Here is a 22,633-nt window from a genome sequence, read left to right as displayed (position 1 = left end):
CGGTTCAGGGGCGGAGTGTCACGGGGTGAACCGCTCCGGGCGGAAGTCCGCGAGCAGCTCGTCCCTCCGCCCGCTGACGATCTCCGCAGCGAGCAGCCGGCCGATGACCGGCCCGAGCGTGATGCCGCTGTGGGAGACGGCCTCGTAGTAGCCCGGCACGGACGGCACCGCTCCCACCGAGGGGAATCCGTCGGCCGGGATCGGCCGGTTGGCCACCCGTGTCCGTGCGATACGGGAGCTGTCGAGCGTGGGCACGACGCTCCGCGCCGACGCGTGGAGCAGCCGTGCGAGTTCCGCCGGCTCTGCCCCGGTGTCGATGAGTGCGTCGATCTCGCGGCTGTGGAGGACCATCGAAGCGTCTCCGTCGGGACGGATCTCGATGTGAGGTGCGTGCATGGCCCGGTGAACCGGGACCTCAGCGCAGTCGATCCGGGTGATCACGCCGGGTTCCCGGCGCATCGGCAGGTCCCGTGCGACGAGCCCGGCGACATGGGAGGCGTCGGGCCCCGCCGCGTTCACGACGATGTCGACGTCGAGACGGCTCCCGTCGGAGAGAGCCACCGTCCGGACGCTTCCGTCGCCGCCGGTGCCGATGTCACGGACCGCGGTGCCGGATCGGAGCTCGGCGCCGGATGCGACGGCCCGGCCGACCAGCCGGCCGACGAGGTGACGTCCGTGCACCCAGGCTTCGTCGGGGTAGAGAACGACCGGAACCTCGTCGGGCATCGCGAGAGCAGGTTCGAGGCGGCCTCTCACCTCGGCCCCTGTGCTCATCTCGACCCGGTAGCCCCAGCCGGCCAGCAGCTCGGCCCTCTCCAGGAGGTTCGCCTCCGCCGCGGGATCGTCGGTCCAGCGCAGGTGGCCGCCGGGATACCACCAGGAGTCCGGCCCGATGGTCCTGGCGAGCTCACGGTGCGCCGCCATGCCCGCGATGTTGAGGTCGAAGTAGGACCTGCGCACGGTCTTGTTGCTGGCGTTGACCCACGAGAAGGACCAGTCGGTGACGCCTTCGCCCGGCCGCTGCGCGTCGATGAGGACCACGTCGGCGCCGTGCCGGGACAGGTTCCAGCCCACGCAGGCTCCGAGAACGCCCACTCCGATGACAGCGACACGTCCAGGCCGCTTCTTGGAACCGATCCTCACGAACGCCCCCTTCCCTTCTTCCCGCCGGCCCAATCACCGGCCCTCGACGTCGAGTTCGGCCCAGACGATCTTGCCGCTCGGGGGGTACGGCTCGACGCCCCAGCGGTCGGCAAGGGCGGCGACCAGGAGGAGGCCGCGGCCCGACTCGCTGTCCGGGGGAGCTTCGAAGTCCATTGAGAGGCACGGGAGTTGTTCGCCGCGTGCGTCGGTGACGGCGATGTGGAGTGTGCCGGTCGTCGCCACGAGTGCGAGGGCGAGCTTGAAGTCGCGGCCGTCCACGCGGCCGTGCAGGGCCGCGTTGGCAGCCAGTTCGGCGACGATCTGCTCGGCTCGTTCGGTCACGCCGGCCGGCACCGGCCAGGCGCGGAGGTGTTCGGCCGCGAGGAGCCGGGCGAGACGGGCGCCGCGACGGGTGGAGGACAGGCGCTGCGCGAACGTGTGTGCGGTGGCGGGGAGTTGGGGAGTGGTGGCGTTCATGGGGCCACCGTGGCGGGCGTGCGGGTGCCTGTGCCAGAAGCACGGCCCGTACGCTGCGTCAGCGTACGGGCACGTTGTGTGGACAGTACGTGGATCTTGCCGTCACTGTGGGTGCTGTTGAGCGCGGGGACGCAGCGCAGTACGTACGCACCTGGAGGTGGCCGCGTATGACGGACAGCACGGACAGTACTGACGTGACGGCTGGGGAGTGGGAGCGTGAGCCGGATCCCTCCGACAGTCTGCGGACCTTCGGGGCCGTCGTCCAGGCCCTCCGCGAGCACGCGGGGTTCAGCCGGGTCGAGTTCGGGGCGCGCGTGCAGTTCTCCAAACACACCGTGGAGTCCGTGGAGTTGGGGCGCCGTATGCCCGACGAGTCGTTCGTCGAGCGGGCGGAGGAAGCGCTCGGGAACACGGGTGCGCTGCGGAAGGCGGCGGCCCATCTGACGCGGGGCGAGCCGGGGCTCGCGGCCTGGTTCCGGCGGTGGGCCCGGCTGGAGAAGGTGGCGGTCAGCCTGTGTACGTACGAGTGCAGGCTGGTGCCGGGGCTGCTGCAGTCGGAGGAGTATGCGCGGGCGGTGTTCGACAACAGCATTCCTCCGTTGTCGGACGGGCAGTTGGAGGCCCAGGTCGCCGCGAGGCTGGAGCGGCAGAGGATGCTCGGCGAGCGGCCGAACGTACCGTTCAGCTTCATCGTCGAGGAGCACCTGCTGCGACGAGGGCTCGGTGGCCGCGAGGTGACTCGGGGACTGCTCGACCACGTGCTGGAACTGACCGCCCCACGCAATGTGACGCTCCAAGTCATGCCGCTGGACGCCGAGTTCCACGCCTGCCTGGATGGGTCCGTGCAGTTGTTGGAGACCCCGGAGCGGCGGCGGCTCGCGTACTCCGAAGGGCAGCAGAACGGCCGCCTGATCTCCGACGCGAAAGAGGTGAGCCTCCTCTATCAGTGCTATGACACACTGCGCTCGCAGGCCCTGAACCCCAAGGACTCGAGGGGTCTGCTGGAGCGACTGCGAGGAGAGCTATGAGCACGACGGAACTCGCCTGGTTCAAGTCCACCTACAGCGGCACCCAGGGCGACAGCTGCGTGGAGGTCGCCGTCACCGAACAGGCCGTCCACGTACGGGACTCCAAGGATGTGACACGCCCTCACTTCGCTGTCGGGCGCGAAGGATGGTCGGGGTTCGTGGGGTTCGTGGCCGAGGACTGAGCGGACGGCGTCCCGGGGGCGGCGCTGTCGCGCGCGCCGCCGGGATACCGGTGTGATGGGGGACGTGCGGCGTCAGGCGGAGTGCCAGCGGTTGCGGCCGTCGGAGCCGGGGCCGCAGACCATGGGGGTTCCCTTCGTGGTGACGCCGGTCGCTCCCGGCGGAGAGCAGAACGAGCCGGGGTGCACGGTGCCGACGCTGCTGCCGCCCGTGGAGCCGCCGGACGAGGAGGAGCCCCCGGTGGACGACGAGGAGCCACCGGTCGAACTGCCGCCCCCGGTCGTGCTGTTGCTGTCGCCGCTGTCGTAGTCGGGATCGTTGGCCGGGATCTTGTACGTCGTGTCCTTCGACGCCGGGCACTTCTTGACGAGGTCGGCGTCGGTCCACTTGCCCAGGTCGAGGCGGATCGTGGTGCTGGAGGTGACCTTCGCTTCCTCGCCCGGGGACTGGAAGCACACCCGCCACTCGTCGCCGTCCTCGGCGGCCTCCTTGGCGCTGGGGGCGTCCATGTCGAGATAGACATCGTCGAGCGTGACGCGGTCGAGGTCGATGCCCGCCTTCTTCAGGTCCTTGACGGCCGTGTTGTAGGTGGCGCCCACGACCTCGGGCATCGTCGGCCACGGGAGCGGGCCGCCGTCCTTCTCGGGGCACGGCTCGCCGGTCCTGACGGCCGCGAAGTCGATGGTCTTCGCGGCGCCGTCGGCCTTCTGGAAACACACCGTCCATCCGGACCGCAGGACGATCGTGCGGTCGTCCTCGGCCGCGTCATGGCGAGCCGTGGTGAATCCGGCGGACCGCGCCTGCTTCTCCGACTCGTCCAGCGGCTTGCCGGAGTAGTCGGCGGCCTTGAGGGGCTTGGCGGCGGTCGGGGACGCGGCGACCTTGGCGCTCACATGGTCCTTGTCCTCCGCCCCCGCCTTGGCGTCGGGCTTGTCCTTGCCGCTGTCGTCGAGCTGTCCGCCGAGGCCCGCGCCGATCGTCAGGAGCACGAAGGCTCCCACCATCGCGCCGATCTTGGCGAACCGGCGCCACGGCGACAGCATCCACACCGCCACCATGGCGGCGATCATCACGAAGAAGCCGAGGGCGAAGCTGAACGCCCCGAGCACGGCGACCAGGGCGAGGAGGCCGAGCACGGCCGGCGTGGTTCTCCACCAGGGTCGGGACGGGGCGGGGGTGGTGTAGGGGTTCACGTGGCGCTCTTGCTCCTCAGTGGGCGTGGGTACATAGAGCGGACAGCGAACGCGTGAAGAAGGTTGCAAGATTCTGTGGCGAAAATGTGTGCGACCGAAGCGAAGCGGTACGGGTGCTACCGCTGTGCCGGGTCTGCCCGGGCGGGCGCGCAGCCCCCTCGCATCCCCCGTTCGGAGCCCCCTGAGGGATCGAATTCAAGCCGGGTTACCATATGAGCGCCGCCTAGCTCGAAAGATAAATCTGTGACTGTCAATGACGACTCGTTCACCGACTGGAAGACCCGCGAGGAGATCGCGGAGTCGATGATCCCGATCATCGGGAAGCTGCACCGGGAGGGGGACGTCACGGTCCTGCTGCACAGCCGCTCCCTGGTGAACAAGTCCGTGGTCAGCATCCTCAAGACCCACCGATTCGCCCGGCAGATCGACGGTGAGGAGCTCTCGGTCGTCGAGACGCTGCCGTTCCTCAACGCTCTCACCACCCTCGACCTCGGCCCGTCCCAGGTCGACATCGGCATGCTCGCCGCGACGTACAAGGCCGACGACCACGGCCTCTCGGTCGAGGAGTTCACGGCCAGGGCCGTCGCCGGTGCCACGGGTGCCAACAAGATCGAGCGGCGTGAGCCGCGCGACGTGGTCCTCTACGGCTTCGGCCGCATCGGCCGCCTCGTCGCGCGCCTGCTCATCGAGAAGACCGGCTCCGGCAACGGCCTGCGGCTGCGCGCCATCGTCGTCCGCCAGGGCGGCGACCAGGACATCGTGAAGCGCGCCTCGCTGCTGCGCCGCGACTCCATCCACGGCCAGTTCCAGGGCACGATCACCGTCGACGAGGCGAACAGCACGATCGTCGCCAACGGCAACGAGATCAAGGTGATCTACGCGAACGACCCCTCCGAGGTCGACTACACCGCGTACGGCATCAACGACGCCATCCTCATCGACAACACCGGCAAGTGGCGTGACCGCGAGGGTCTTTCGCAGCACCTGCGCCCCGGCATCGACAAGGTCGTGCTGACCGCGCCCGGCAAGGGCGACGTCCCCAACATCGTGCACGGCGTCAACCACGACACCATCAAGCCGGACGAGCAGATCCTGTCCTGCGCGTCCTGCACGACCAACGCGATCGTCCCGCCGCTGAAGGCGATGGCGGACGAGTACGGCGTCCTGCGCGGGCACGTGGAGACGGTGCACTCGTTCACCAACGACCAGAACCTGCTGGACAATTACCACAGCGCCGACCGCCGCGGCCGCTCGGCGCCGCTCAACATGGTCATGACGGAGACCGGTGCCGCCTCCGCCGTCGCCAAGGCGCTGCCCGACCTCAAGGCGCCCATCAGCGGCAGCTCGATCCGCGTCCCGGTGCCGGACGTCTCCATCGCGATCCTCAGCCTGCGCCTCGGGCGCGAGACCACCCGCGAGGAGGTCCTCGACCACCTGCGCGAGGTGTCGCTGACCTCGCCGCTGAAGCGTCAGATCGACTTCACCACCGCCCCCGACGCGGTGTCGAGCGACTTCATCGGCTCGCGCCACGCCTCGATCGTCGACGCCGGAGCCACCAAGGTCGACGGCGACAACGCGATCCTCTACCTCTGGTACGACAACGAGTTCGGCTACTCCTGCCAGGTCGTCCGCGTCGTCCAGCACGTCTCCGGGGTGGAGTACCCGACGTACCCGGCGCCGGCGGTCTGATCCCACCGGCCCGTTCCCGGCCTGTTCCGCCGCCCGGGCACCGGCAGCGGGACAGGCCGTACGATTTCGTCGCCGAAGCCCCAGGTGGACCGTGATCGCACAGAAGTAGAGCAATCAATGTCCGTCCTGGACGATCACGGCTAGGGTGAGCCAAATGAAGGCTCTCGTGCTCTCCGGTGGCGCCGGTACGCGCTTGAGGCCGATTACGCATACCTCGGCCAAACAGCTCGTACCCGTGGCGAACAAAGCTGTGCTGTTCTACGGACTCGAATCGATCGCGGCGGCGGGAATCACCGAAGTCGGTGTGATCGTCGGTGACACCGCCGCCGAGATTCAGGAGGCGGTCGGCGACGGATCGAAGTTCGGTCTGGAGGTCACCTACATCCCCCAGGAGCGGCCCCTCGGGCTGGCCCACGCCGTGCTGATCGCCCAGGACTACCTGGGTGACGACGACTTCGTGATGTACCTCGGTGACAACTTCATCATCGGCGGCATAACCGCCATCGTCGACGACTTCCGCCGGCACCGGCCGGATGCGCAGATCCTGCTCACGCACGTCCCCGACCCCCGCGCCTTCGGTGTCGCCGAGCTCGACCCGTCCGGCCAGGTGGTCGGCCTGGAGGAGAAGCCGGAGCACCCCAAGAGCGACCTCGCCCTCGTCGGGGTCTATCTGTTCACGCCGGTCATCCATGACGCCGTACGCGCCATCGAGCCCTCCTGGCGCGGCGAGCTGGAGATCACGCACGCCATCCAGCACCTGATCGACACCCGCGCCGACGTCCGCTCCACGCTCATCAAGGGCTACTGGAAGGACACGGGCAACGTCACCGACATGCTCGAGGTCAACCGCACGGTCCTGGAGACCCTGGAGCCCCGCATCGACGGCGAGGTCGACGAGGCGTCCGAGACCATAGGGCGGGTGGTGATCGAGGAGGGCGCCAAGATCACGGACTCGCGGATCGTCGGACCCGTCGTCATCGGCGCCGGGACCGTCGTCAGCCATTCCTACGTCGGGCCCTTCACCTCCATCGCGGAGAACTGCCGGATCACGGACAGTGAGCTGGAGTTCTCCATCGTGCTGCGGGAATCCTCGATCGACGGGGTGGGCAGGATCGAGTCCTCGCTGATCGGCCGGCATGTCGAGGTGACCCCGGCGCCCGGTGTTCCCAGTGCCCACCGACTCGTTCTCGGAGACCACAGCGAGGTGCGCATCCGTTCATGAATCTTCTCGTCACCGGCGCAGCCGGGTTCATCGGCTCCACATACGTCCGCTCGTTGCTCGCCTCGGACGCGCCCGACGCGCCGCGTATCACCGTGCTCGACAAGCTCACCTACGCGGGCACCCTGGACAACCTGCCCGTCGACCACCCCCGCCTGGAGTTCGTCCGCGGCGACATCCGCGACGCCGAACTGGTCGACAAACTGATGGCCGAGGCGGACCAGGTGGTCCACTTCGCGGCCGAGTCCCATGTGGACCGGTCCATCGAGGGCGCGAGCGACTTCGTCCAGACGAACGTCGTGGGTACGCAGACACTGCTGGACGCGGCCCTGCGCTACCGGGTGGGCCCCTTCGTGCACATCTCCACCGACGAGGTCTACGGCTCCATCGAGTCCGGCTCCTGGCCGGAGGAGCACCCGCTGCAGCCCAACTCCCCGTACTCCGCGTCCAAGGCCTCCTCCGACCTGCTCGCCCTCGCCTACCACCGCACCCACGGCCTGGACGTGCGGGTCACCCGCTGCTCCAACAACTACGGCCCGCACCAGTTCCCCGAGAAGGTCATCCCGCTCTTCATCAGCAACCTCCTCGACGGAAAGAAGGTCCCGCTCTACGGCGAGGGCCTGAACGTCCGCGACTGGCTGCACGTCGAGGACCACTGCCAGGGCGTCGAACTGGTGCGCACCGCGGGCCGCCCCGGCGAGGTGTACAACATCGGCGGCGGCACCGAGCTGAGCAACAGGGAACTCACCGGCCTGCTCCTCGACTCCTGCGGGGCGGACTGGGACCGCGTCGAGCACGTCGAGGACCGCAAGGGCCACGACCTGCGCTACTCCGTCGACTGGAGCAAGATCCGCGACGAGCTCGGCTACCGCCCGCGCCACGACTTCACGGCCGGCCTCGCCGAGACCGTCGCCTGGTACCGGGACAACCGGGCCTGGTGGGAGCCGCTGAAGCGGCGCGTCGACCAGGAGAACGGTGGCGCCGCGCGGCAGGACAAGGAGCGCGCATGAGGTGGCTCGTCACCGGAGCGGGCGGCATGCTCGGCCGGGACGTCGTCGAGGAGCTGGCCGGGCGTGGCGAGGACGTCGTGGGCCTTGACCGCACCGCGCTCGACATCACCCGTTCGGAGGAACTCGACCGGGCATTCACCGAGCACCGTCCCGACCTCGTCGTGAACTGCGCCGCGTACACCGCAGTCGACGACGCCGAGAGCGACGAGGAGCGGGCGCTGCTGATCAACGGCGAGGGGCCGCGGCTCGTCGCCCGCGCCTGTGCCGTACACGGCGCGCGCCTGGTCCATGTCTCCACCGACTACGTCTTCGCGGGCGACGCCCGCAGCACCCCGTACCCGGAGGACCATCCGCCGGCCCCGCGCACGGCGTACGGCCGCACCAAACTGGCGGGGGAGCGGGCCGTGCTCGCGGAACTCCCCGGTGCGAGCGCCGTCGTGCGCACCGCCTGGCTGTACGGCGTCCACGGCGGGAACTTCGTCCGCACGATGATCGACCTCGAAGCCCGCCGTGACACCCTTGACGTCGTCGACGACCAGCGCGGGCAGCCGACCTGGAGCGCCGACGTCGCCGCCCGTGTCGCCGACCTGGGTACGAGGCTCGGCCGGGACGAGGGCGCGCACGGTGTCTTCCACGCCACCAGCTCCGGCGAGGCGACCTGGTGCGAGCTGGCCCGGGAGGTGTTCCGGCTCCTCGACGCGGACCCGGGACGCGTGCACCCCACCACCAGCGGGGCCTTCCCGCGCCCCGCGCCCCGACCCGCGTACAGCGTCCTCGGGCACGACAGGTGGTCGGAGATCGGTCTGCGGCCGCTGCGTGACTGGCGTACCGCCCTGCAGGAGGCAATGCCCCATATCCGCAAGGCGATTGCTTCGTGAAATCCGCGCCCGTTCGTTCGCCCTCTCCCGGCTGATCTCACGTGATCGGCCGGGAGACGGACGGATCGGGTGTCGGCCGTGGAGTTCGCTGTCCACGGACCCGACTTCGTCACTACGATGCTGCGCATGGCAGGTGAACGCGGCATGACGGTTTTCGTCAAGGGCCCGACGGGACGGCCCACTTGGGCGCACGAGGCCTTCCCGTTCGCCCGGCGCAGGCCCCGGCTGCCTGCGGCCTGCCGACCGTAAGTCGCTATGAAAGGAACCGTGCCCGCGATGTCGATGCGAGCAACCGTGAAGTCCGTGTTGGGCGAGAAGAACATGCGGGTACTGCGCCGGCTGAAAAGGCGCCTCTCCGGCAAGCCGGTCCAGGTGGCCAAGCCGACCGGACTCGATGCGATCTCCAACGATCTCAATAAACTTGCCGTGCATTTCAAGACGGACAAGTGGGGAGCGCACCGATACACCCAGCACTACCAGCGTCATCTCCAGCACTTGAAGAACGACTCGTTCAACCTCCTGGAAATCGGGATCGGCGGATACAACCGGCCCGGCCAGGGTGGGGCATCGCTGCGTATGTGGAAGCAGTTCTTCCCGAAGGCGCAGATCTTCGGAATGGACATCCAGGACAAGTCATTCGTCGACGAGGAACGCATCACGACGTTCATCGGCGACCAGTCCGACCCCTCGTCCCTGAACGCTGTCGCCGACAAGATCGGCGACCTCGACGTCATCATCGACGACGGCAGCCACCGCAGCCCGCACGTGCTCACGACGTTCGCCACGCTCTTCCCCCGGCTCAAGGACGGTGGCATCTACGCCGTGGAGGACACACAGTCGTCGTACTGGCCCGAATGGATGGGCAGCGAGGACCGTGAGTCCCCGAACACCAGCATGGGAATGCTGAAGCGGCTGACGGACGGCCTGAATTACGAGGAATTCGTGGACGAGAACTACCAGCCGAGCTACACGGACCTCAACATCGTGGCCGTGCACTTTTACCACAACCTGGTGATTATCGAAAAGGGCCGGAACGCCGAAGGCACCAACAAGCGGAGCGCGTTGAAGAAGCGATACGCCAAGTCCTGACCCAGGATGCCGTGGTGGGGCGCGGGATGCCGCTCTCAGCGGTCGGACGCCGCCCGGCCTGTACCCGGTCGGACGGCGCCCCTTCCGTGCGGTGTCAGTCGCCGAGCCGTCCGGAGCGCAGCTTCTCGTAGTAGGCGGAGCACTCGTCGTACGAGGGCAGCAGTCCGGACCGCTCCGCCTCGGCCAGCGTCGGCGCCTGCGCGTCCTTCTCCGACAGCACCGGCTCGATGCCCTCCGGCCAGGCGATCGCCAGTTCCGGGTCGAGCGGGTGCACCCCGTGCTCGCGGCCCGGCGCGTAGCCCGTCGAGCACAGGTACGCCACGGTCGCGTCGTCGGTGAGCGCCATGAACGCGTGCCCGAGCCCCTCCGCGAGGAACACGGCGTGCCGGGTGTCGTCGTCCAGCCGCACCGCCTCCCAGCGCCCGAAGGTGGGCGAGCCGACGCGGATGTCGACCACCACGTCGAGGACCGCGCCGCGCACGCACGTCACGTACTTGGCCTGCCCGGGCGGCACGTCGGAGAAGTGCACCCCGCGCAGGACGCCCCGGCGGGAGACCGAGCAGTTGGCCTGGGCCAGCGACAGGTCGTAGCCGGTGGCCTCGCGGAACTCCTCGCCGCGGTACCACTCGTGGAAGGTGCCCCGGTCGTCCGGGAACACCTTGGGCTCCAGTACCCAGGCGCCTTCGATGTCCAGTGATCGCACGCTGTCATGCCTTCTTTCGCAGTCGTGCCTTGAGTGTGGGGGCCACCTTCCCGAGCGCCGCGCCGACCATGCGCCGCAGGGTCCGGCGCGTCTTGCGGGCCAGCAGCCGTACGACACCGGGGCGTGGCGGCAGGACCAGGTGCACGCCGTCCGGCTCGCCGCGCAGGGCGACCGGCAGGGTGAGGAAGCGCGGCTCGCCGGCGTCCGGCGTGAGGCTCAGCGCGGGCCGCCAGGTGGTGCCCTTGAGTACGTCCATGGGCAGGGCGGCCTCCAGGAGTGCCCCGGGCCCGTCGGTGGCGGACAGCGTGCCGGTGGCCTCCACGGAGGTCCCGGAGGCGGGGGCGGTCAGCCGCACCAGCGCCTTGGTGTCGCCGGGGACGTACAGCGGCAGCGAGGCGCTGAAGCGGTCGCCGTGAGCCGTGATCTCCGCGGCTCCCAGGGTGCCGAGGCCGAGGCGCTTGCCCGCCCGGTCGACGTCCAGGGAGAAGTTGCCGTGCGCGGTCCAGTACGGCAGGACCACGCGGCCCGCGACGACTCCGGCGTGCGCGAGCGTGCGGCCCGGCCGCGAGCCCGGGCCCAGCCGGCATTCCTTGGTCCAGCCGCCGAGCTTCACGCGGACGTAGGCGTCCCAGAGGCCGCCGCCGAGCGGTGCGCCGCCCGATGCGACGGCCGGGTCGACGGTGGCGGTGGCGTGCAGCACCAGCCGTACCCGCCCTTCGCCCCCGTCCTGCGTCTTGACCGTCTCGTGGGTGATCTCCACCGGCTGGAAGAACTGGGCGGAGCTGGAGCGCTCGCGCATCACCAGGTCGGCGGTGGCCTTGCCGAAGCGGGCGACGGCGTCCGCGCCGACCAGGGCGACCGCCTGTGCGACGTCCTCCGGCGGGCCGTCCAAGGCGGTGGGAGCACCGGAGGCGGGGAACGTCATCGGCGCCCCGCCGGAGGTGTACTCGGCGGTGAAGCCGACCCGGAGCGCGCCGTCGGCCCACTCCACGGTGCCCGGCACGGCCTTGGGTACGACGGCGGTCTCCCACTCGGCGTAGGCCACGACGTCGTCGAACCGGTCGGCGGCGATCAGGGCGGCGACGATCCGCTGCGTCGCCTGGAGCCCGGCCGTGACGCCGGGGCCGAAGCGCTCGACGACGACCCCGCGGATCTCGTCGAACAGCTCTTTGCGGTAGTCCTCGGGCAGGGCGAGCAGGCGGCGGCCGCGCATGCGCTGGACCATCTCCTCGCGCAGCCAGCGCCGGTAGAGGCGGTCGCGGACCAAGCCCGGTTCGGTGTAGCGCTCGACGACGTCGAGGGCCTCGCGGAGGTTCTTGAAGTAGCCCACGGGGTCGAAGCGCTGGAAGCCCGCGTTCGAGGCGTCGTCCCGCTTGAGGTGGTAGTAGCAGACGTAGTCGCTGAGCACGGAGACGTTGTCCGCGCGCAGGTACGCCTCGGTGACGAAGACGTGGTCCTCCAGGCGCCGCCGGCCCTCGGGGAAGCGCAGGCCGATGCGGTCGAGGAAGGCACGGCGGAGCATCTTGTGCGGGGTGAGGCTGTCGATCAGTGGCGTGTTCGCGACGGTGGCGCGCGGATGGTTGCGCCGGAAGAGCTCCACCGGCACCGGCCGACCCTTGCCGGCCATCTTGCCCACGACGACGTCGGCGCCGTTGGCCACGCCGTAGTCGTACATCCGTTCAAGGGCTTCGTCGCCGAGGTAGTCGTCGTTGTCGACGAACATGACGAACTCACCCGTGCTGGCGGCGATGCCCACGTTGCGGGGCTTGCCCGACCAGCCGGAGTTCTCCTGGTGGATGACCCGGAAGTGGGAGTGCTCGGCGGCGAGTGCGTCCAGCCGGGCCGGCGTCCCGTCGGTCGAGCCGTCGTCCACGAAGACCGCTTCGAACTCGTCAGGAGGCAGTGACTGCCGCAGCAGCGAGTCGACGCAGTCCTCGATGTACGGACCCGGGTTGTAGACGGGAACAATCACGCTGACCTTGACCGGCATCCGGTTCCAAGACCCCCTTGAGTCGCTATCCGTTTCCGTAGTGGCACGGCGCGTATGTCCCGATACTAACTACGCCCGGGGCACAGGCGCTTGGTCAGCCCGCCGTGCGTACTCCGTCGAGGGCAACGGCCAGGACGCGGTCGCGCTGGGTGTCGGTGGGGAAGTTCGTCGCGGTGATGCCGGCGACCATCCGCAGGAGATCGTCGAACTCCATGTCCGCGCGCGCCCGGCCGGCCTGCTGCGCCCGCTCGAACAGCGGGCCACCCGCCTGGTACATCGAGTCCCGGCAGGCCTGGAAGATCTCCGACTCGTCGTTCAGCGCGTCGCGCACGGCCCGCTTGGTCACCATGTATTCCGTGAAGCGGCGCAGCCAGGTGGTCAGCGCCTCCCACGGCTCCTGTACGGCGACCTCCTGCGCGAACCGGCACAGCGCGTTCACCTCGTCCGCGTACACGCTTTCGAAGAGGTGGCGGCGGGTCGGAAAATTCCGGTAAAGGGTGCCGATGCCGACTCCCGCGCGGCGGGCGATGTCCTCCAAGGACGCCTCTGATCCGTTCTCCGCGAACGCCTCGCGCGCGGCGGCCAGCAGGGCGTCGTAGTTGCGGGCGGCGTCCTTCCGGTGCGGGCGCTGGGACGCGACGATCTCACTGACGGGGAACGGCTGAGCCGTCACTGCTGCCTCCCGGGGCCGGAACGAGGTTGAAGCGGAGGTATGCCTCCGCTACAGTGGAGGGGTACCTCCACTTTACCAGTCGGGAGTGCGTCCCTCCGTGGATGCGTGCGGCCGCACGCAACGTCGACGCGCCCGTACCCCCGCTTCGAGCCCACCGGGCCGGGTGCCCTGCGGCCGTCCGTGCCGCCCGCTCCGCCCAGCCCGTACGACCGCGGCCCGCACGACCCCGGCCGCACCCCGTTCGTATCCGGAGAGGCTTTTCCATGCCCCGCACCTCCACCCGCCTCACCTTCGCGGTCCTCGCGACCGGTGCAGGCGTGTTCTCCATGCTCCAGTCGCTGATCGCGCCCGCCCTGCCCACCGTGCAGCACGCGCTGCACACCTCGCAGTCCACCGCGACCTGGGTGATGACGGCCTACCTGCTGTCCGCCTCCGTCTTCACGCCCATCCTCGGCCGGGTCGGCGACCTGATCGGCAAGAAGCGCACGCTCGTCGCCGTACTGGTGACCGTGATGCTCGGCTGCCTGCTCGCCGCGCTCGCACCGACCATCGGCGTACTGATCGTCGCCCGCGTCGTCCAGGGCATCGGCGGCGCCCTCTTCCCGCTGTCCTTCGGCATCATCCGCGACGAGTTCGCCCCGTCCCGGGTGAGCCACAGCATCAGCAACCTGTCCGCCGTGATCGCCGCCGGAGGCGGTGTGGGAATCGTCGCGGCCGGCCCCATCGTGTCCGCGCTGGACTACCGATGGCTGTTCTGGCTCCCCGTGGGCGTCGTCGCCGCGACCACGCTGATCGCCCTGCGCTACGTCCCCGAGTCACCCAACAGGGCCCAGGGGCACGTCAATTGGTCCGGCGCCGTCCTGCTGTCCGCCTGGCTGGTCGCACTGCTGCTGCCGCTCAGCCAGGCGAGCCGCTGGGGCTGGGGCTCCGGACGGGTGATCGGCCTGTTCGCCGCGGCCGTCGCGCTCTTCGCGCTGTGGCTGCTCGCCGAGGCCCGCTCCCGCACCCCGCTGATCGACCTGCGCATCATGCGGCTGCCCGCCGTGTGGACCACCAACACCGCCGCGCTGCTCTTCGGCGCCGGCATGTACGCGATCTGGTCCTTCCTCCCGGGCTTCGTACAGACGCCCAGCGCCGCCGGGTACGGCTTCGGCGCCGGCGTCACCGCGTCGGGGCTGCTCATGCTGCCGATGCTCGTCGCGATGTTCTTCTCGGGTGTCCTCAGCGGCCGCCTGGAGCCCGTCCTCGGCGCCAAGAAGCTGCTCACCAGCGGTGCCGCGCTCGGCGCGTTCGCCTGCGGCTTCCTGGCCGTGTGGCACGACGAGCAGTGGCAAGTGGCCTTCGCCGCAGGCGTGTTCGGCCTCGGCATCGGACTGGCCTTCGCCTCGATGGCCAACCTGATCGTGGGCAGTGTCCCGCCCGAGCAGACCGGGGCCGCCACCGGGATGAACGCCAACATCCGTACCATCGGCGGGTCCATCGGAGCCGCGGTGACCAGCGTCCTGGTGACCGGCCGGCTCCAGCCCTCCGGCCTGCCCCACGCCTCCGGCTACACCCACGGGTTCGCCCTGATGGCGGTGCTCTGCCTCGCCGCGGCGCTGGCGTCCCTGCTCGTACCGGCGCGCCGCTCGGGACGTATCACCGGTGCACCGCAGGCTTTTGACGACACATCACATGCGGCGCAGGCGAAGCCCGCGGCCTCGGCCGCGCAGAGCTGAGTGTGCCGCCGGGCGGGCCGCTGCATCTGTTGACGCAGCGCGGTCCACTGGCTAGCTTGCGGCGAGTTCTTGTCAGGGGGGACACATGAACCGATCGAGCTGGACCGCGGCGGGACTGGCCTGCGCCGGAGTGCTGTTGCTGGGGGCCTGCGGTGACGGCGACAGCGGGGACAAGGCCGCCGGGACCGCGACGCCGACGCCGACGCCGTCCTCCACGGTGAAGGACTTCGGGTGTCTGGCCGGCAAGCAGCTCAAGGGCTCGGTGACCTTCAAGGACACCGAGGGCAACGATGTCGACGGCTACGAGACGGGCACCGGCAGCACCGCGGTCGTCCTGTCGCACATGCGGGGCACCGACGTCTGCTCCTGGGTCCCGGGCGCCGACGAACTCGCCGGTGACGGCTACCGCGTGCTCGCCGTCGACAGCAGCGGATCCGAGGTGCCGGAGATCGAGGGCGCCACCGCACGGCTGCGGGCCCACGGCGCGAAGAAGGTCATTCTGATGGGGGCCAGCAAGGGCGGCACCTCCTCGCTGGTCGCGGCCTCGACGATCAAGCCCAAGGTCGCGGCGGTCGTGTCGATCTCGGGTCCGGGTCTCTACGACAGCATGGACGCCACCGAGGCCGTACCGAAGCTGACCATGCCCGTCCTCTTCGTGGCGGCGAACGGCGACGGCCAGTTCGCCGACGACGCCAAGGAGATGGACAAACTGGCGAAGAAGTCCCGGGGCGAGAAGCTGGAGATGGTCTCCGGTGCCGCCCATGGCAACGACATCCTCAATTCGCAGCCGACTGTCTGGGCGGACGTCAAGGCGTTCCTCGCGAAGTACCGCTGACAGCCGTCGGCCCCTCTTGGCCCATCGGGATGAACAACGCCGGGTGCCCGGACGCGGATCATCCCAAAATCGGATCGGCCCGCCGACGATGATCGCCGGCGGGCCATGCCGGTCTCCGCCCTCGCGCCCTCACGTACCGAGGTGGAGATGTCGTTCCGTACGGCCAGCCCGCGCAGACCGGTGAACGACGGACCCCGCGCCAAGCGCCGACCGTCCGTCTCCGTGGCCGCGCTGCTGACGGGCTGTCTGCTGCTCGGCACGGGCGGCACGCTGCCGCTGCTCACGGCGGCCCCCGCCCGCGCGGCGGACGAGACGACCGTCTCCGTCGACTCCCTGCGCACCGGCTGGGACGCGAACGAACCCGGTCTCGCGCCCGCCCAGGTGTCGAGCTCCGACTTCGGGCAGCAGTTCTCCACCGCCGTCGACGGTCAGGTGTACGCGCAGCCGCTCGTCGCCGACAGGACGGTCGTCGCGGCCACCGAGAACGCCAAGGCGTACGGCCTCGATCCGGCGACCGGAAAGATCAACTGGACGAGGAACCTCGGCGCGCCCTGGCCGGCCTCGGCGATCGGCTGCGGCGACCTGGTGCCGAACTTCGGCGTGACCTCGACCCCCGTGTACGACCCGGCCACCAAGACCGTCTACCTCACCGCGAAGATCAACGACGGAGTGGATGCGAAGCACCCCAACTGGTACATCCACGCGCTCGACGCGGCCACCGGCGTCGAACGCAGCGGTTGGCCGGTGAAGGTGCAGGGCGCCCCGGTCAACGACCCCGGCCGCCCGTTCAACGCGTTCACCGCCGCCCAGCGCCCCGGCCTGCTGCTGATGGGCGGATCGGTCTACGCCGCCTTCGCCTCCCACTGCGACATCGGCCCCTACGTCGGCTATGTGCTCGGCGTCAGCACCTCGACCCGCAAGACCACCCTGTGGGCCACCGAGAACTCCTCCGCCAACGGCATGGCCGGCGTATGGATGAGCGGCGGCGGCCTGGTCTCCGACGGCCCCGGCCGGATGTTCCTGTCCACGGGCAACGGCATCTCCCCGGCGCCCGGCCCCGGTGCGCAGCCCCCGGGACAGCTCGCCGAGTCGGTGGTCCGCCTCGGCGTCAACAGCGACGGCACGATGTCCGCCCAGGACTTCTTCAGCCCCGCCAACGCCCCGACCCTCGACCAGAACGACACCGACCTCGGCTCCGGCGGACCGGTGGCCCTGCCCGGCCCGGTCTTCGGCACGGCCCAGCACCCGCGGCTGCTGGCCCAGATCGGCAAGGACGGCCGCCTCTTCCTCCTCGACCGCGACCACCTCGGCGGCCGCGGCCAGGGGCCCGGCGGCACCGACGGGGTGCTCGGCACCTTCGGACCGACCGAGGGCGTCTGGGGCCACCCCGCCGCGTACGGCGCGGAGGGCGGCTACGTCTACACGATCGGCAGCCGGGGCCCGCTGCGGGCCTTCGCATACGGCGTGAGCGGCTCGGGTCAGCCGTCCCTGACCAACACCGGTACCAGCACCGGGACCTTCGGCTACACCTCGGGCTCGCCCGTGGTCACCTCCACCGGCAGCACACCGGGCTCCGCCCTCGTCTGGGCGGTCTACGCGGACGGATCCAACGGCGCGGGCGCCCAGCTCCGCGCCTACGACGCCGTACCGGTCAAGGGAATCCTGAACCTGCGGTTCTCCGCCCCGATCGGTACCGCGTCCAAGTTCGCCGTGCCCGCGACCGACGGCGGACGCGTCTACGTCGGCACCCGGGACGGCCACATCCTCGCCTTCGGGCGCCCGTCCGCCACCGCGCTCGGCGGCAGCCCGGTGGACGTCGGCAAGGTCGCCGTGGGCGGCACCGGGCAGGCCACCGCGACGGTGACGGCCACCAAGGACGTGACGCTCACCGCGGTGAGCGCGCCCGCGGACAGCGCGTTCTCGGCGGCGCCCACGGGTCTGCCGGTCACGCTGCACGCGGGGGACACCTACGCGGTACCCGTGTCGTACGCGCCGACCGCGCCGGGGGCGGACAGCTCGGTCCTGACCTTCACCACCGACGCGGGCTCGGTCGGCCTCGGCCTGACCGGTTACGGAACCCGCCCCGGCCTCACCGCCTTCCCTTCCGCACTGGCCTTCGGCACGGTCGCCACCGGCACCGTGAAGACGCTGGGCGTCAGCTTCACCAACACCGGCACCGAGGCCGAGACGATCTCGGCGAGCAGTCCGCCGAACGCGCCCTTCGCCGCCGTGGGAGCGCCCGCCGACGGCACGGTCGTCGAACCCCAGCAGTCCGTCACCGTTCAGGTGAGGTACGCGCCGACGGCCGCGGGCGACCACACCGGGACCCTCTCGGTCACCGGGCAGAACGGCACCGCTTCCGTGAGCATGACCGGCACGGCGGTGGTCGGCGAGGCGAGGCTGACGGTCACGCCGACATCCACCGGCTTCGGGAGCGTGGCGGTCGGGAAGTCCCTCACCAAGACGTTCGACATCAGCAACACCGGCAACGTCCCGCTCACCGTCACCAAGGCGGCACCGCCTGCGGCCCCCTTCCATGTGACCAACCCGCTCAGCGAGGGCCAGGTCATCGGCCCCGAGGACGTGGTGCACCAGTCCGTCACCTTCTCCCCGACCGCCGTCGGTACGGCCACCGGCACCTACCAGCTCACCTCCGACGACGGCAGGGGCCCGCAGAACGAGACGCTCACCGGTACGGGCACCGCACCCGGCCGCGTCACCGTCCCCGCACCCGGAGCGGGCGGCTGGAAGCTCAACGGCTCCGCCCAACTCTCGGGCAACGACCTTCAGTTGACCCAGACGAGCGCCTCCCAGGCGGGCTCGGGAGTCTTCCCCGTCCCGGTGGCCACCGACGGTCTCAAGGCGGCGTTCACCACCGTCATCGGCGGCGGCAGCGGAGCCGACGGCCTCACCTTCGCCCTGCTGGACCCGGCCAAGGCCACGCCGAGCGCGCTGGGAGCCAACGGGGGCGGCCTCGGCTGGTCGGGCACGCCGGGGGTGGCGGTCACCTTCGACACCTTCCGCAACGGAACCGACCCGTCGTCGAACTTCGTCGGCATCGCCACCTCGGGAAGCGGCTCCACCCTCTCGTACGCGGCGACCACCACCGCCGTACCGCCGCTGCGCGCGGGCCCGCACGCCGTCGCCGTCTCCGTCTCCGGGAAGACCGTCACCGTCTCCATGGACGGCACACGCCTGCTCAGCACATCGGTGGCCGCACTGCCGCCGACGGCCCTGCTCGCCTTCACCGGCGCCAACGGCGGCAGGACCGACATCCACACCGTCCGCGACACCGTCATCACCGCGACGTCGTACGCGGTGGCGCCACCCGGACCCAACGGCTGGAGCTACAACGGTTCCGCCGCCCTGTCCGGCACGGACCTGTCGCTCACCAAGGCCGTCACGAACACCAGGGGGTCCGCCGTCCAGGGCACCGCTGTCCCCTCGGCCCGTCTGAAGGCCACGTTCACCGCCGCGATCGGCGGCGGCACCGGCGCCGACGGCCTGGCCCTGCTCCTGCTCGACGCCTCCAAGGCCACCCCCAAGTCACTCGGTTCGGGCGGCGGCGGCCTCGGCTACTCGGGTCTGCCCGGCCTCGCCGTCACGCTGGACACCCACCGCAACACCGGCGACCCGTCGTCGAACTTCGTCGCCGTCGCCACCGGCGGCACCGGCGCGAGCCTGCGCTACGCCGCCACCTCGACCGCCGTCCCCGCCCTGCGCACCGGCACCCACACCGTCGACGTGACCGTGACGACCACCGGGCACCTGCTCGTCGCCATCGACGGGACCCAGGTCATCGACACGGCGGTCACCCTCCCCCCGAACCTGCTGGTCGGCTTCGGCGGAGCCACCGGGGGCGCGACGGACAACCACACCGTGAGCGCCGTGAAGATCACTTACTGAGGTCCGCCGGACGGACCAGACGGAGGAGAACACCATGATCAAGCGTCGGCTGTCCGCATTCCTGCTGACGGTCGTCGCCGCGTCCGGCAGCGGACCCGCGGCGACGGCGGCTCCCGCACCCCCACCGCCGACCGTCATGGTCGCCGACACCGACACCATGGGCCGCGTCCTCACCGACCCGGACGGCCACACCCTCTACCGCTACGACGCGGAGACCAACGCGACCGTGGCCTGCCTCGGCTACTGCACGATCACCCGCAAGCCGCTCCTCGTCCCACCCGGCACGGAGCTGCGACTGCCGGACGGCATCGCCGGCACCCTGGGCGAAGTCACCCGCCCGGACGGCGGCCACCAGGTCACCTACGACGGCTCCCCGCTGTACCGGTTCACGGGGGACCGGGGGACGGCCGACACCAGCGGCGTGGACCTGGAGTGGCATGTGATCAGTCCCCGCACGGCAGGCACCGGGCAACTGCCCTGACGGGTGTTCAGCGGGCGTTCGCCATATGCCTGATCTGCTCCCTCGGCCTGTCCTCGGAGGGCACCGGCTGCTCGCTGCCGCGTACCGTCCACAGCCACCGCACGTCCCGGCCGAACGACCACGCGAGCGAACCCAGCGCCAGGGTCACCGCCCCGAGCGTCACCGCGTACGGGAAGAGCCCGGACGCCGCCACCAGCAGCAGGATCCCCTGGAACGCGGCCACCGTCTTGCGGGCCATGCTCGGCGGCAACTCGCCGTTCAGCCACGGCAGCACACGGGCCGCGGCCACGAAGGCATAGCGCATCAGGCCGATGGCGAGGACCCAGGGGCCCAGCGACATCGAGACGTAGACGCTGAGGACCAGGATCAGGAAGGCGTCGACCTCCATGTCGAAGCGCGCGCCGAGGGCCGAGGCGGTGCCGGTGCGGCGGGCCACCTTGCCGTCGACGCCGTCGAGGATGAGGGCGACGGCGGTCAGACCGACGAAGAGCGTGATGGGCGGTGAGCTCTCGAAGGAGTCCGCCACCAGGGCGGTGACGGCCCCGACGAGGATCGAGCGGCCGAGGGTGACACGGTTGGCGGGGCCGAAGGAGCGCGGCTGCGAGCGGCGCAGGGCGCGGTTCAGGACCGCCCAGGTGGCCAGGGCGAAGGCCACGCCCGTGAGCCAGCCCGCGGGTCCCATCCCGATCGCCGTGCCCAGCAGGGCGAGGAGCAGAAGCTGCGCGCCCGCGCCCGCTGCCGTTTCCTGGTGGAAGAGCCGCGCGTCGTACGTGTTGTGCAGGGCCACCGAACATCCTCCGGCCGTATGACAAATTCGATCATCGCCGCGTACCGTGTGCGCGGCTCGTCAAAGCTTCATAGCTCCGTACGTGCAGAAATCCCCGATCGTTCAGGAGGACGCCCATGGAGCGCACCGCCCGAGCCTTCTGGCTCCGGTCGCCCGGCCACGGTGAGATCCGGGACGTCGTGATTCCGCGGCCCGCCGACGGAGAGGTGCTCGTGCGCGCGCTCTGCTCCGGGGTGAGCCGCGGCACGGAGACCCTGGTCTTCCGCGGCGGCGTACCGGAGAGCCAGCATGCTGTGATGCGTGCACCGTTCCAGGACGGCGATTTCCCGGCGCCCGTGAAATACGGCTATCTCAGCGTCGGCCGAGTGGAGGAAGGACCCGCCGAACTCGTCGGACGGACCGTCTTCTGCCTCTACCCGCATCAGACGCGTTACGTCGTCCCGGTCAGCGCCGTGACCGTGGTGCCCGACAGCGTGCCCGCCGCGCGTGCCGTGCTCGCCGGGACCGTGGAGACCGCCGTCAATGCCCTGTGGGACGCGGCGCCGCTCATCGGCGACCGCATCGCCGTGGTGGGGGGCGGAATGGTCGGATGCTCCGTCGCCGCCCTGCTCGGGCGGTTCCCCGGGGTGCGCGTCCAGCTCGTCGACGCGGACCCCTCGCGACGCGACATCGCGCGGGCGCTCGGCATCGACTTCGCCCTGCCCGAGGAGGCCCTCGGCGACTGCGACCTCGTCGTGCACGCCAGCGCCACCGAGGCCGGGCTCGCCCGGTCGCTGGAGCTGCTGCGCCCCGAGGGCACCGTCCTGGAACTGAGCTGGTACGGCGACCGGCGCGTCAGCCTGCCGCTCGGCGAGGCCTTCCACTCCCGGCGCCTGGTCGTCCGCAGCAGCCAGGTGGGCGCCGTCTCCCCGGCCCGGCGCGACAGCCGCACCTACGCCGACCGGCTCGCCCTCGCCCTCGAACTGCTCGCCGAACCCGCGTTCGACGCACTGGTCACCGGCGAGTGCCGCTTCGAGGAGCTCCCGGAGGCGATGGCGCGGCTCACCGCGGGCGAGATACCCGGCTTGTGTCACCGCGTGCTGTACGCCCCCGCCTGACCTCCCGCACCACCCTGCCTGACCTCCGAAATTAGGAGAACCGGCAGCTGAACAAGGAGAAGCTGGGAGCCGTACTACACGACACGGCATGCCCCGGCAGGGGATCTGACGTACCGCACCTGGAGGGTCGTCCGTTGTTCAGCATCACTGTCCGCGATCACCTGATGATCGCCCACAGCTTCCGCGGAGAGGTCTTCGGGCCCGCGCAACGCCTGCACGGGGCCACGTTTCTCGTGGACGCCACCTTCCGGCGCGCCGAGCTGGACGACGACAACATCGTCGTCGACATCGGACTGGCCACGCAGGAACTCGGCGCCGTGGTGAGCGACCTGAACTACCGCAACCTCGACGACGAGCCGGTCTTCAAGGGCACGAACACCTCCACGGAGTTCCTGGCCAAGGTCATCGCCGACCGGCTCGCCGACCGCGTCCACGAAGGCAGGCTCGGCGAGGGCGCCCGCGGGCTCACGGGCATCACGGTCACCCTGCACGAGTCGCACATCGCCTGGGCGAGTTACGAGCGTGCGCTGTGACCGA

The 22,633-nt window shown here is 70.4% G+C and carries 20 protein-coding genes; 13 read left to right on the top strand and 7 right to left on the bottom strand.

Annotated elements, in window-relative coordinates; all coding sequences use genetic code 11:
- Window positions 1-18: 18 nt before the first annotated feature.
- Complete coding sequence (locus tag ACN6LB_RS27310) at window positions 19-1,143, bottom strand: NAD(P)/FAD-dependent oxidoreductase (protein ID WP_445028213.1); 1,125 nt, start codon at window positions 1,141-1,143, stop codon at window positions 19-21.
- A gap of 33 nt (window positions 1,144-1,176) precedes the next feature.
- The gene (locus ACN6LB_RS27305) at window positions 1,177-1,620 is read right to left on the bottom strand and encodes an ATP-binding protein (protein WP_445028212.1); all 444 of its coding nucleotides are present in this window, start codon (window positions 1,618-1,620) and stop codon (window positions 1,177-1,179) included.
- Between the two features lie 167 nt (window positions 1,621-1,787).
- Here ACN6LB_RS27305 and ACN6LB_RS27300 point away from each other — a divergent pair, with 167 nt between their 5' ends.
- Together ACN6LB_RS27300 and ACN6LB_RS27295 are read left to right on the top strand one after the other, a co-directional pair.
- A complete protein-coding gene (locus ACN6LB_RS27300) occupies window positions 1,788-2,648 on the top strand; it encodes a helix-turn-helix domain-containing protein (protein ID WP_445028211.1) in 861 nt (286 codons plus the stop codon).
- On the top strand, window positions 2,645-2,830 hold the full coding sequence (locus tag ACN6LB_RS27295) for a DUF397 domain-containing protein (protein WP_445028210.1): 186 nt from the start codon (window positions 2,645-2,647) through the stop codon (window positions 2,828-2,830). Before ACN6LB_RS27300 ends, ACN6LB_RS27295 begins: the two co-directional genes overlap by 4 nt.
- A 72-nt stretch (window positions 2,831-2,902) precedes the next feature.
- On the opposite strand, the gene ACN6LB_RS27290 is transcribed toward ACN6LB_RS27295, so the two are convergent.
- Window positions 2,903-4,021, bottom strand: coding sequence for a PASTA domain-containing protein (locus tag ACN6LB_RS27290; RefSeq protein ID WP_445028209.1), 1,119 nt, complete (start codon window positions 4,019-4,021; stop codon window positions 2,903-2,905).
- Between the two features lie 243 nt (window positions 4,022-4,264).
- Here ACN6LB_RS27290 and ACN6LB_RS27285 point away from each other — a divergent pair, with 243 nt between their 5' ends.
- The 5 genes from ACN6LB_RS27285 (at window position 4,265) to ACN6LB_RS27265 (ending at window position 9,906) form a co-directional block, all read left to right on the top strand.
- Window positions 4,265-5,710 (top strand): glyceraldehyde-3-phosphate dehydrogenase, encoded by a 1,446-nt coding sequence (locus ACN6LB_RS27285; RefSeq protein WP_356138681.1) that lies wholly within the window; start codon window positions 4,265-4,267, stop codon window positions 5,708-5,710.
- 154 nt (window positions 5,711-5,864) lie between these two features.
- Entirely contained in the window at window positions 5,865-6,932 is a 1,068-nt protein-coding gene (locus ACN6LB_RS27280; RefSeq protein WP_445028208.1) for a glucose-1-phosphate thymidylyltransferase, read from the top strand.
- On the top strand, window positions 6,929-7,939 hold the full coding sequence (gene rfbB, locus ACN6LB_RS27275) for a dTDP-glucose 4,6-dehydratase (protein WP_445028207.1): 1,011 nt from the start codon (window positions 6,929-6,931) through the stop codon (window positions 7,937-7,939). The genes ACN6LB_RS27280 and rfbB overlap by 4 nt, the downstream gene beginning before the upstream one ends.
- A complete protein-coding gene (gene rfbD, locus ACN6LB_RS27270) occupies window positions 7,936-8,817 on the top strand; it encodes a dTDP-4-dehydrorhamnose reductase (protein ID WP_445028206.1) in 882 nt (293 codons plus the stop codon). Before rfbB ends, rfbD begins: the two co-directional genes overlap by 4 nt.
- Window positions 8,818-9,093: 276 nt before the next feature.
- A complete protein-coding gene (locus ACN6LB_RS27265) occupies window positions 9,094-9,906 on the top strand; it encodes a hypothetical protein (RefSeq protein WP_445028205.1) in 813 nt (270 codons plus the stop codon).
- 94 nt (window positions 9,907-10,000) lie between these two features.
- Here ACN6LB_RS27265 and rfbC read toward each other — a convergent pair whose 3' ends face one another.
- The 3 genes from rfbC to ACN6LB_RS27250 all read right to left on the bottom strand — a co-directional run bounded on the left by rfbC (window position 10,001) and on the right by ACN6LB_RS27250 (window position 13,272).
- Window positions 10,001-10,609 carry a dTDP-4-dehydrorhamnose 3,5-epimerase gene (gene rfbC / locus ACN6LB_RS27260; protein ID WP_356138670.1) on the bottom strand — a complete coding sequence of 203 codons (609 nt, stop codon included), beginning with the start codon at window positions 10,607-10,609 and terminating at the stop codon, window positions 10,001-10,003.
- A 4-nt stretch (window positions 10,610-10,613) separates the two neighbouring features.
- The gene (locus ACN6LB_RS27255; protein ID WP_445028204.1) at window positions 10,614-12,599 is read right to left on the bottom strand and encodes a glycosyltransferase family 2 protein; all 1,986 of its coding nucleotides are present in this window, start codon (window positions 12,597-12,599) and stop codon (window positions 10,614-10,616) included.
- A 94-nt stretch (window positions 12,600-12,693) separates the two neighbouring features.
- Window positions 12,694-13,272, bottom strand: a complete 579-nt coding sequence (locus ACN6LB_RS27250; protein WP_445028203.1) for a TetR/AcrR family transcriptional regulator — start codon at window positions 13,270-13,272, stop codon at window positions 12,694-12,696.
- A 263-nt stretch (window positions 13,273-13,535) separates the two neighbouring features.
- Here ACN6LB_RS27250 and ACN6LB_RS27245 point away from each other — a divergent pair, with 263 nt between their 5' ends.
- The 4 genes from ACN6LB_RS27245 (at window position 13,536) to ACN6LB_RS27230 (ending at window position 20,212) form a co-directional block, all read left to right on the top strand.
- Window positions 13,536-14,990: an MFS transporter gene (locus tag ACN6LB_RS27245; RefSeq protein WP_445028202.1), complete on the top strand. Its 1,455-nt coding sequence runs from the start codon at window positions 13,536-13,538 to the stop codon at window positions 14,988-14,990.
- A gap of 85 nt (window positions 14,991-15,075) precedes the next feature.
- Window positions 15,076-15,825, top strand: a complete 750-nt coding sequence (locus tag ACN6LB_RS27240; protein ID WP_445028201.1) for an alpha/beta hydrolase — start codon at window positions 15,076-15,078, stop codon at window positions 15,823-15,825.
- A gap of 105 nt (window positions 15,826-15,930) precedes the next feature.
- Entirely contained in the window at window positions 15,931-19,731 is a 3,801-nt protein-coding gene (locus ACN6LB_RS27235) for a choice-of-anchor D domain-containing protein (protein ID WP_445028200.1), read from the top strand.
- A gap of 34 nt (window positions 19,732-19,765) precedes the next feature.
- Window positions 19,766-20,212: a COG4315 family predicted lipoprotein gene (locus ACN6LB_RS27230; RefSeq protein WP_445028199.1), complete on the top strand. Its 447-nt coding sequence runs from the start codon at window positions 19,766-19,768 to the stop codon at window positions 20,210-20,212.
- A 7-nt stretch (window positions 20,213-20,219) separates the two neighbouring features.
- Here ACN6LB_RS27230 and ACN6LB_RS27225 read toward each other — a convergent pair whose 3' ends face one another.
- Window positions 20,220-20,999: a CDP-alcohol phosphatidyltransferase family protein gene (locus tag ACN6LB_RS27225; RefSeq protein ID WP_445028198.1), complete on the bottom strand. Its 780-nt coding sequence runs from the start codon at window positions 20,997-20,999 to the stop codon at window positions 20,220-20,222.
- Between the two features lie 116 nt (window positions 21,000-21,115).
- On the opposite strand from ACN6LB_RS27225, the gene ACN6LB_RS27220 reads away from it, so the two are divergent.
- Both ACN6LB_RS27220 and ACN6LB_RS27215 read left to right on the top strand, forming a co-directional pair.
- Window positions 21,116-22,096: a zinc-dependent alcohol dehydrogenase gene (locus tag ACN6LB_RS27220; RefSeq protein ID WP_356138653.1), complete on the top strand. Its 981-nt coding sequence runs from the start codon at window positions 21,116-21,118 to the stop codon at window positions 22,094-22,096.
- Between the two features lie 134 nt (window positions 22,097-22,230).
- Window positions 22,231-22,629, top strand: coding sequence for a 6-pyruvoyl trahydropterin synthase family protein (locus ACN6LB_RS27215; RefSeq protein ID WP_356138651.1), 399 nt, complete (start codon window positions 22,231-22,233; stop codon window positions 22,627-22,629).
- Window positions 22,630-22,633 lie beyond the last annotated feature (4 nt).

Source organism: Streptomyces sp. SAS_270, assembly GCF_052543295.1.
The sequence above is the reverse complement of the archived record's forward strand: the minus strand, read 5'-3'. Positions and strand labels throughout refer to the sequence as shown.

Excerpts from the sequence above, each read along its gene's own strand:
- ACN6LB_RS27230 (WP_445028199.1), top strand. The coding sequence starts at position 19,766 with ATGATCAAGCGTCGGCTGTCCGCATTCCTGCTGACGGTCGTCGCCGCG.
- ACN6LB_RS27300 (WP_445028211.1), top strand. The coding sequence starts at position 1,788 with ATGACGGACAGCACGGACAGTACTGACGTGACGGCTGGGGAGTGGGAG.
- ACN6LB_RS27280 (WP_445028208.1), top strand. The coding sequence starts at position 5,865 with ATGAAGGCTCTCGTGCTCTCCGGTGGCGCCGGTACGCGCTTGAGGCCG.
- ACN6LB_RS27240 (WP_445028201.1), top strand. The coding sequence starts at position 15,076 with ATGAACCGATCGAGCTGGACCGCGGCGGGACTGGCCTGCGCCGGAGTG.
- ACN6LB_RS27305 (WP_445028212.1), bottom strand. The coding sequence starts at position 1,620 with ATGAACGCCACCACTCCCCAACTCCCCGCCACCGCACACACGTTCGCG.
- ACN6LB_RS27295 (WP_445028210.1), top strand. The coding sequence starts at position 2,645 with ATGAGCACGACGGAACTCGCCTGGTTCAAGTCCACCTACAGCGGCACC.
- ACN6LB_RS27235 (WP_445028200.1), top strand. The coding sequence starts at position 15,931 with ATGCCGGTCTCCGCCCTCGCGCCCTCACGTACCGAGGTGGAGATGTCG.
- rfbB (WP_445028207.1), top strand. The coding sequence starts at position 6,929 with ATGAATCTTCTCGTCACCGGCGCAGCCGGGTTCATCGGCTCCACATAC.
- ACN6LB_RS27245 (WP_445028202.1), top strand. The coding sequence starts at position 13,536 with ATGCCCCGCACCTCCACCCGCCTCACCTTCGCGGTCCTCGCGACCGGT.
- rfbD (WP_445028206.1), top strand. The coding sequence starts at position 7,936 with ATGAGGTGGCTCGTCACCGGAGCGGGCGGCATGCTCGGCCGGGACGTC.
- ACN6LB_RS27265 (WP_445028205.1), top strand. The coding sequence starts at position 9,094 with ATGTCGATGCGAGCAACCGTGAAGTCCGTGTTGGGCGAGAAGAACATG.
- ACN6LB_RS27255 (WP_445028204.1), bottom strand. The coding sequence starts at position 12,599 with ATGCCGGTCAAGGTCAGCGTGATTGTTCCCGTCTACAACCCGGGTCCG.
- ACN6LB_RS27220 (WP_356138653.1), top strand. The coding sequence starts at position 21,116 with ATGGAGCGCACCGCCCGAGCCTTCTGGCTCCGGTCGCCCGGCCACGGT.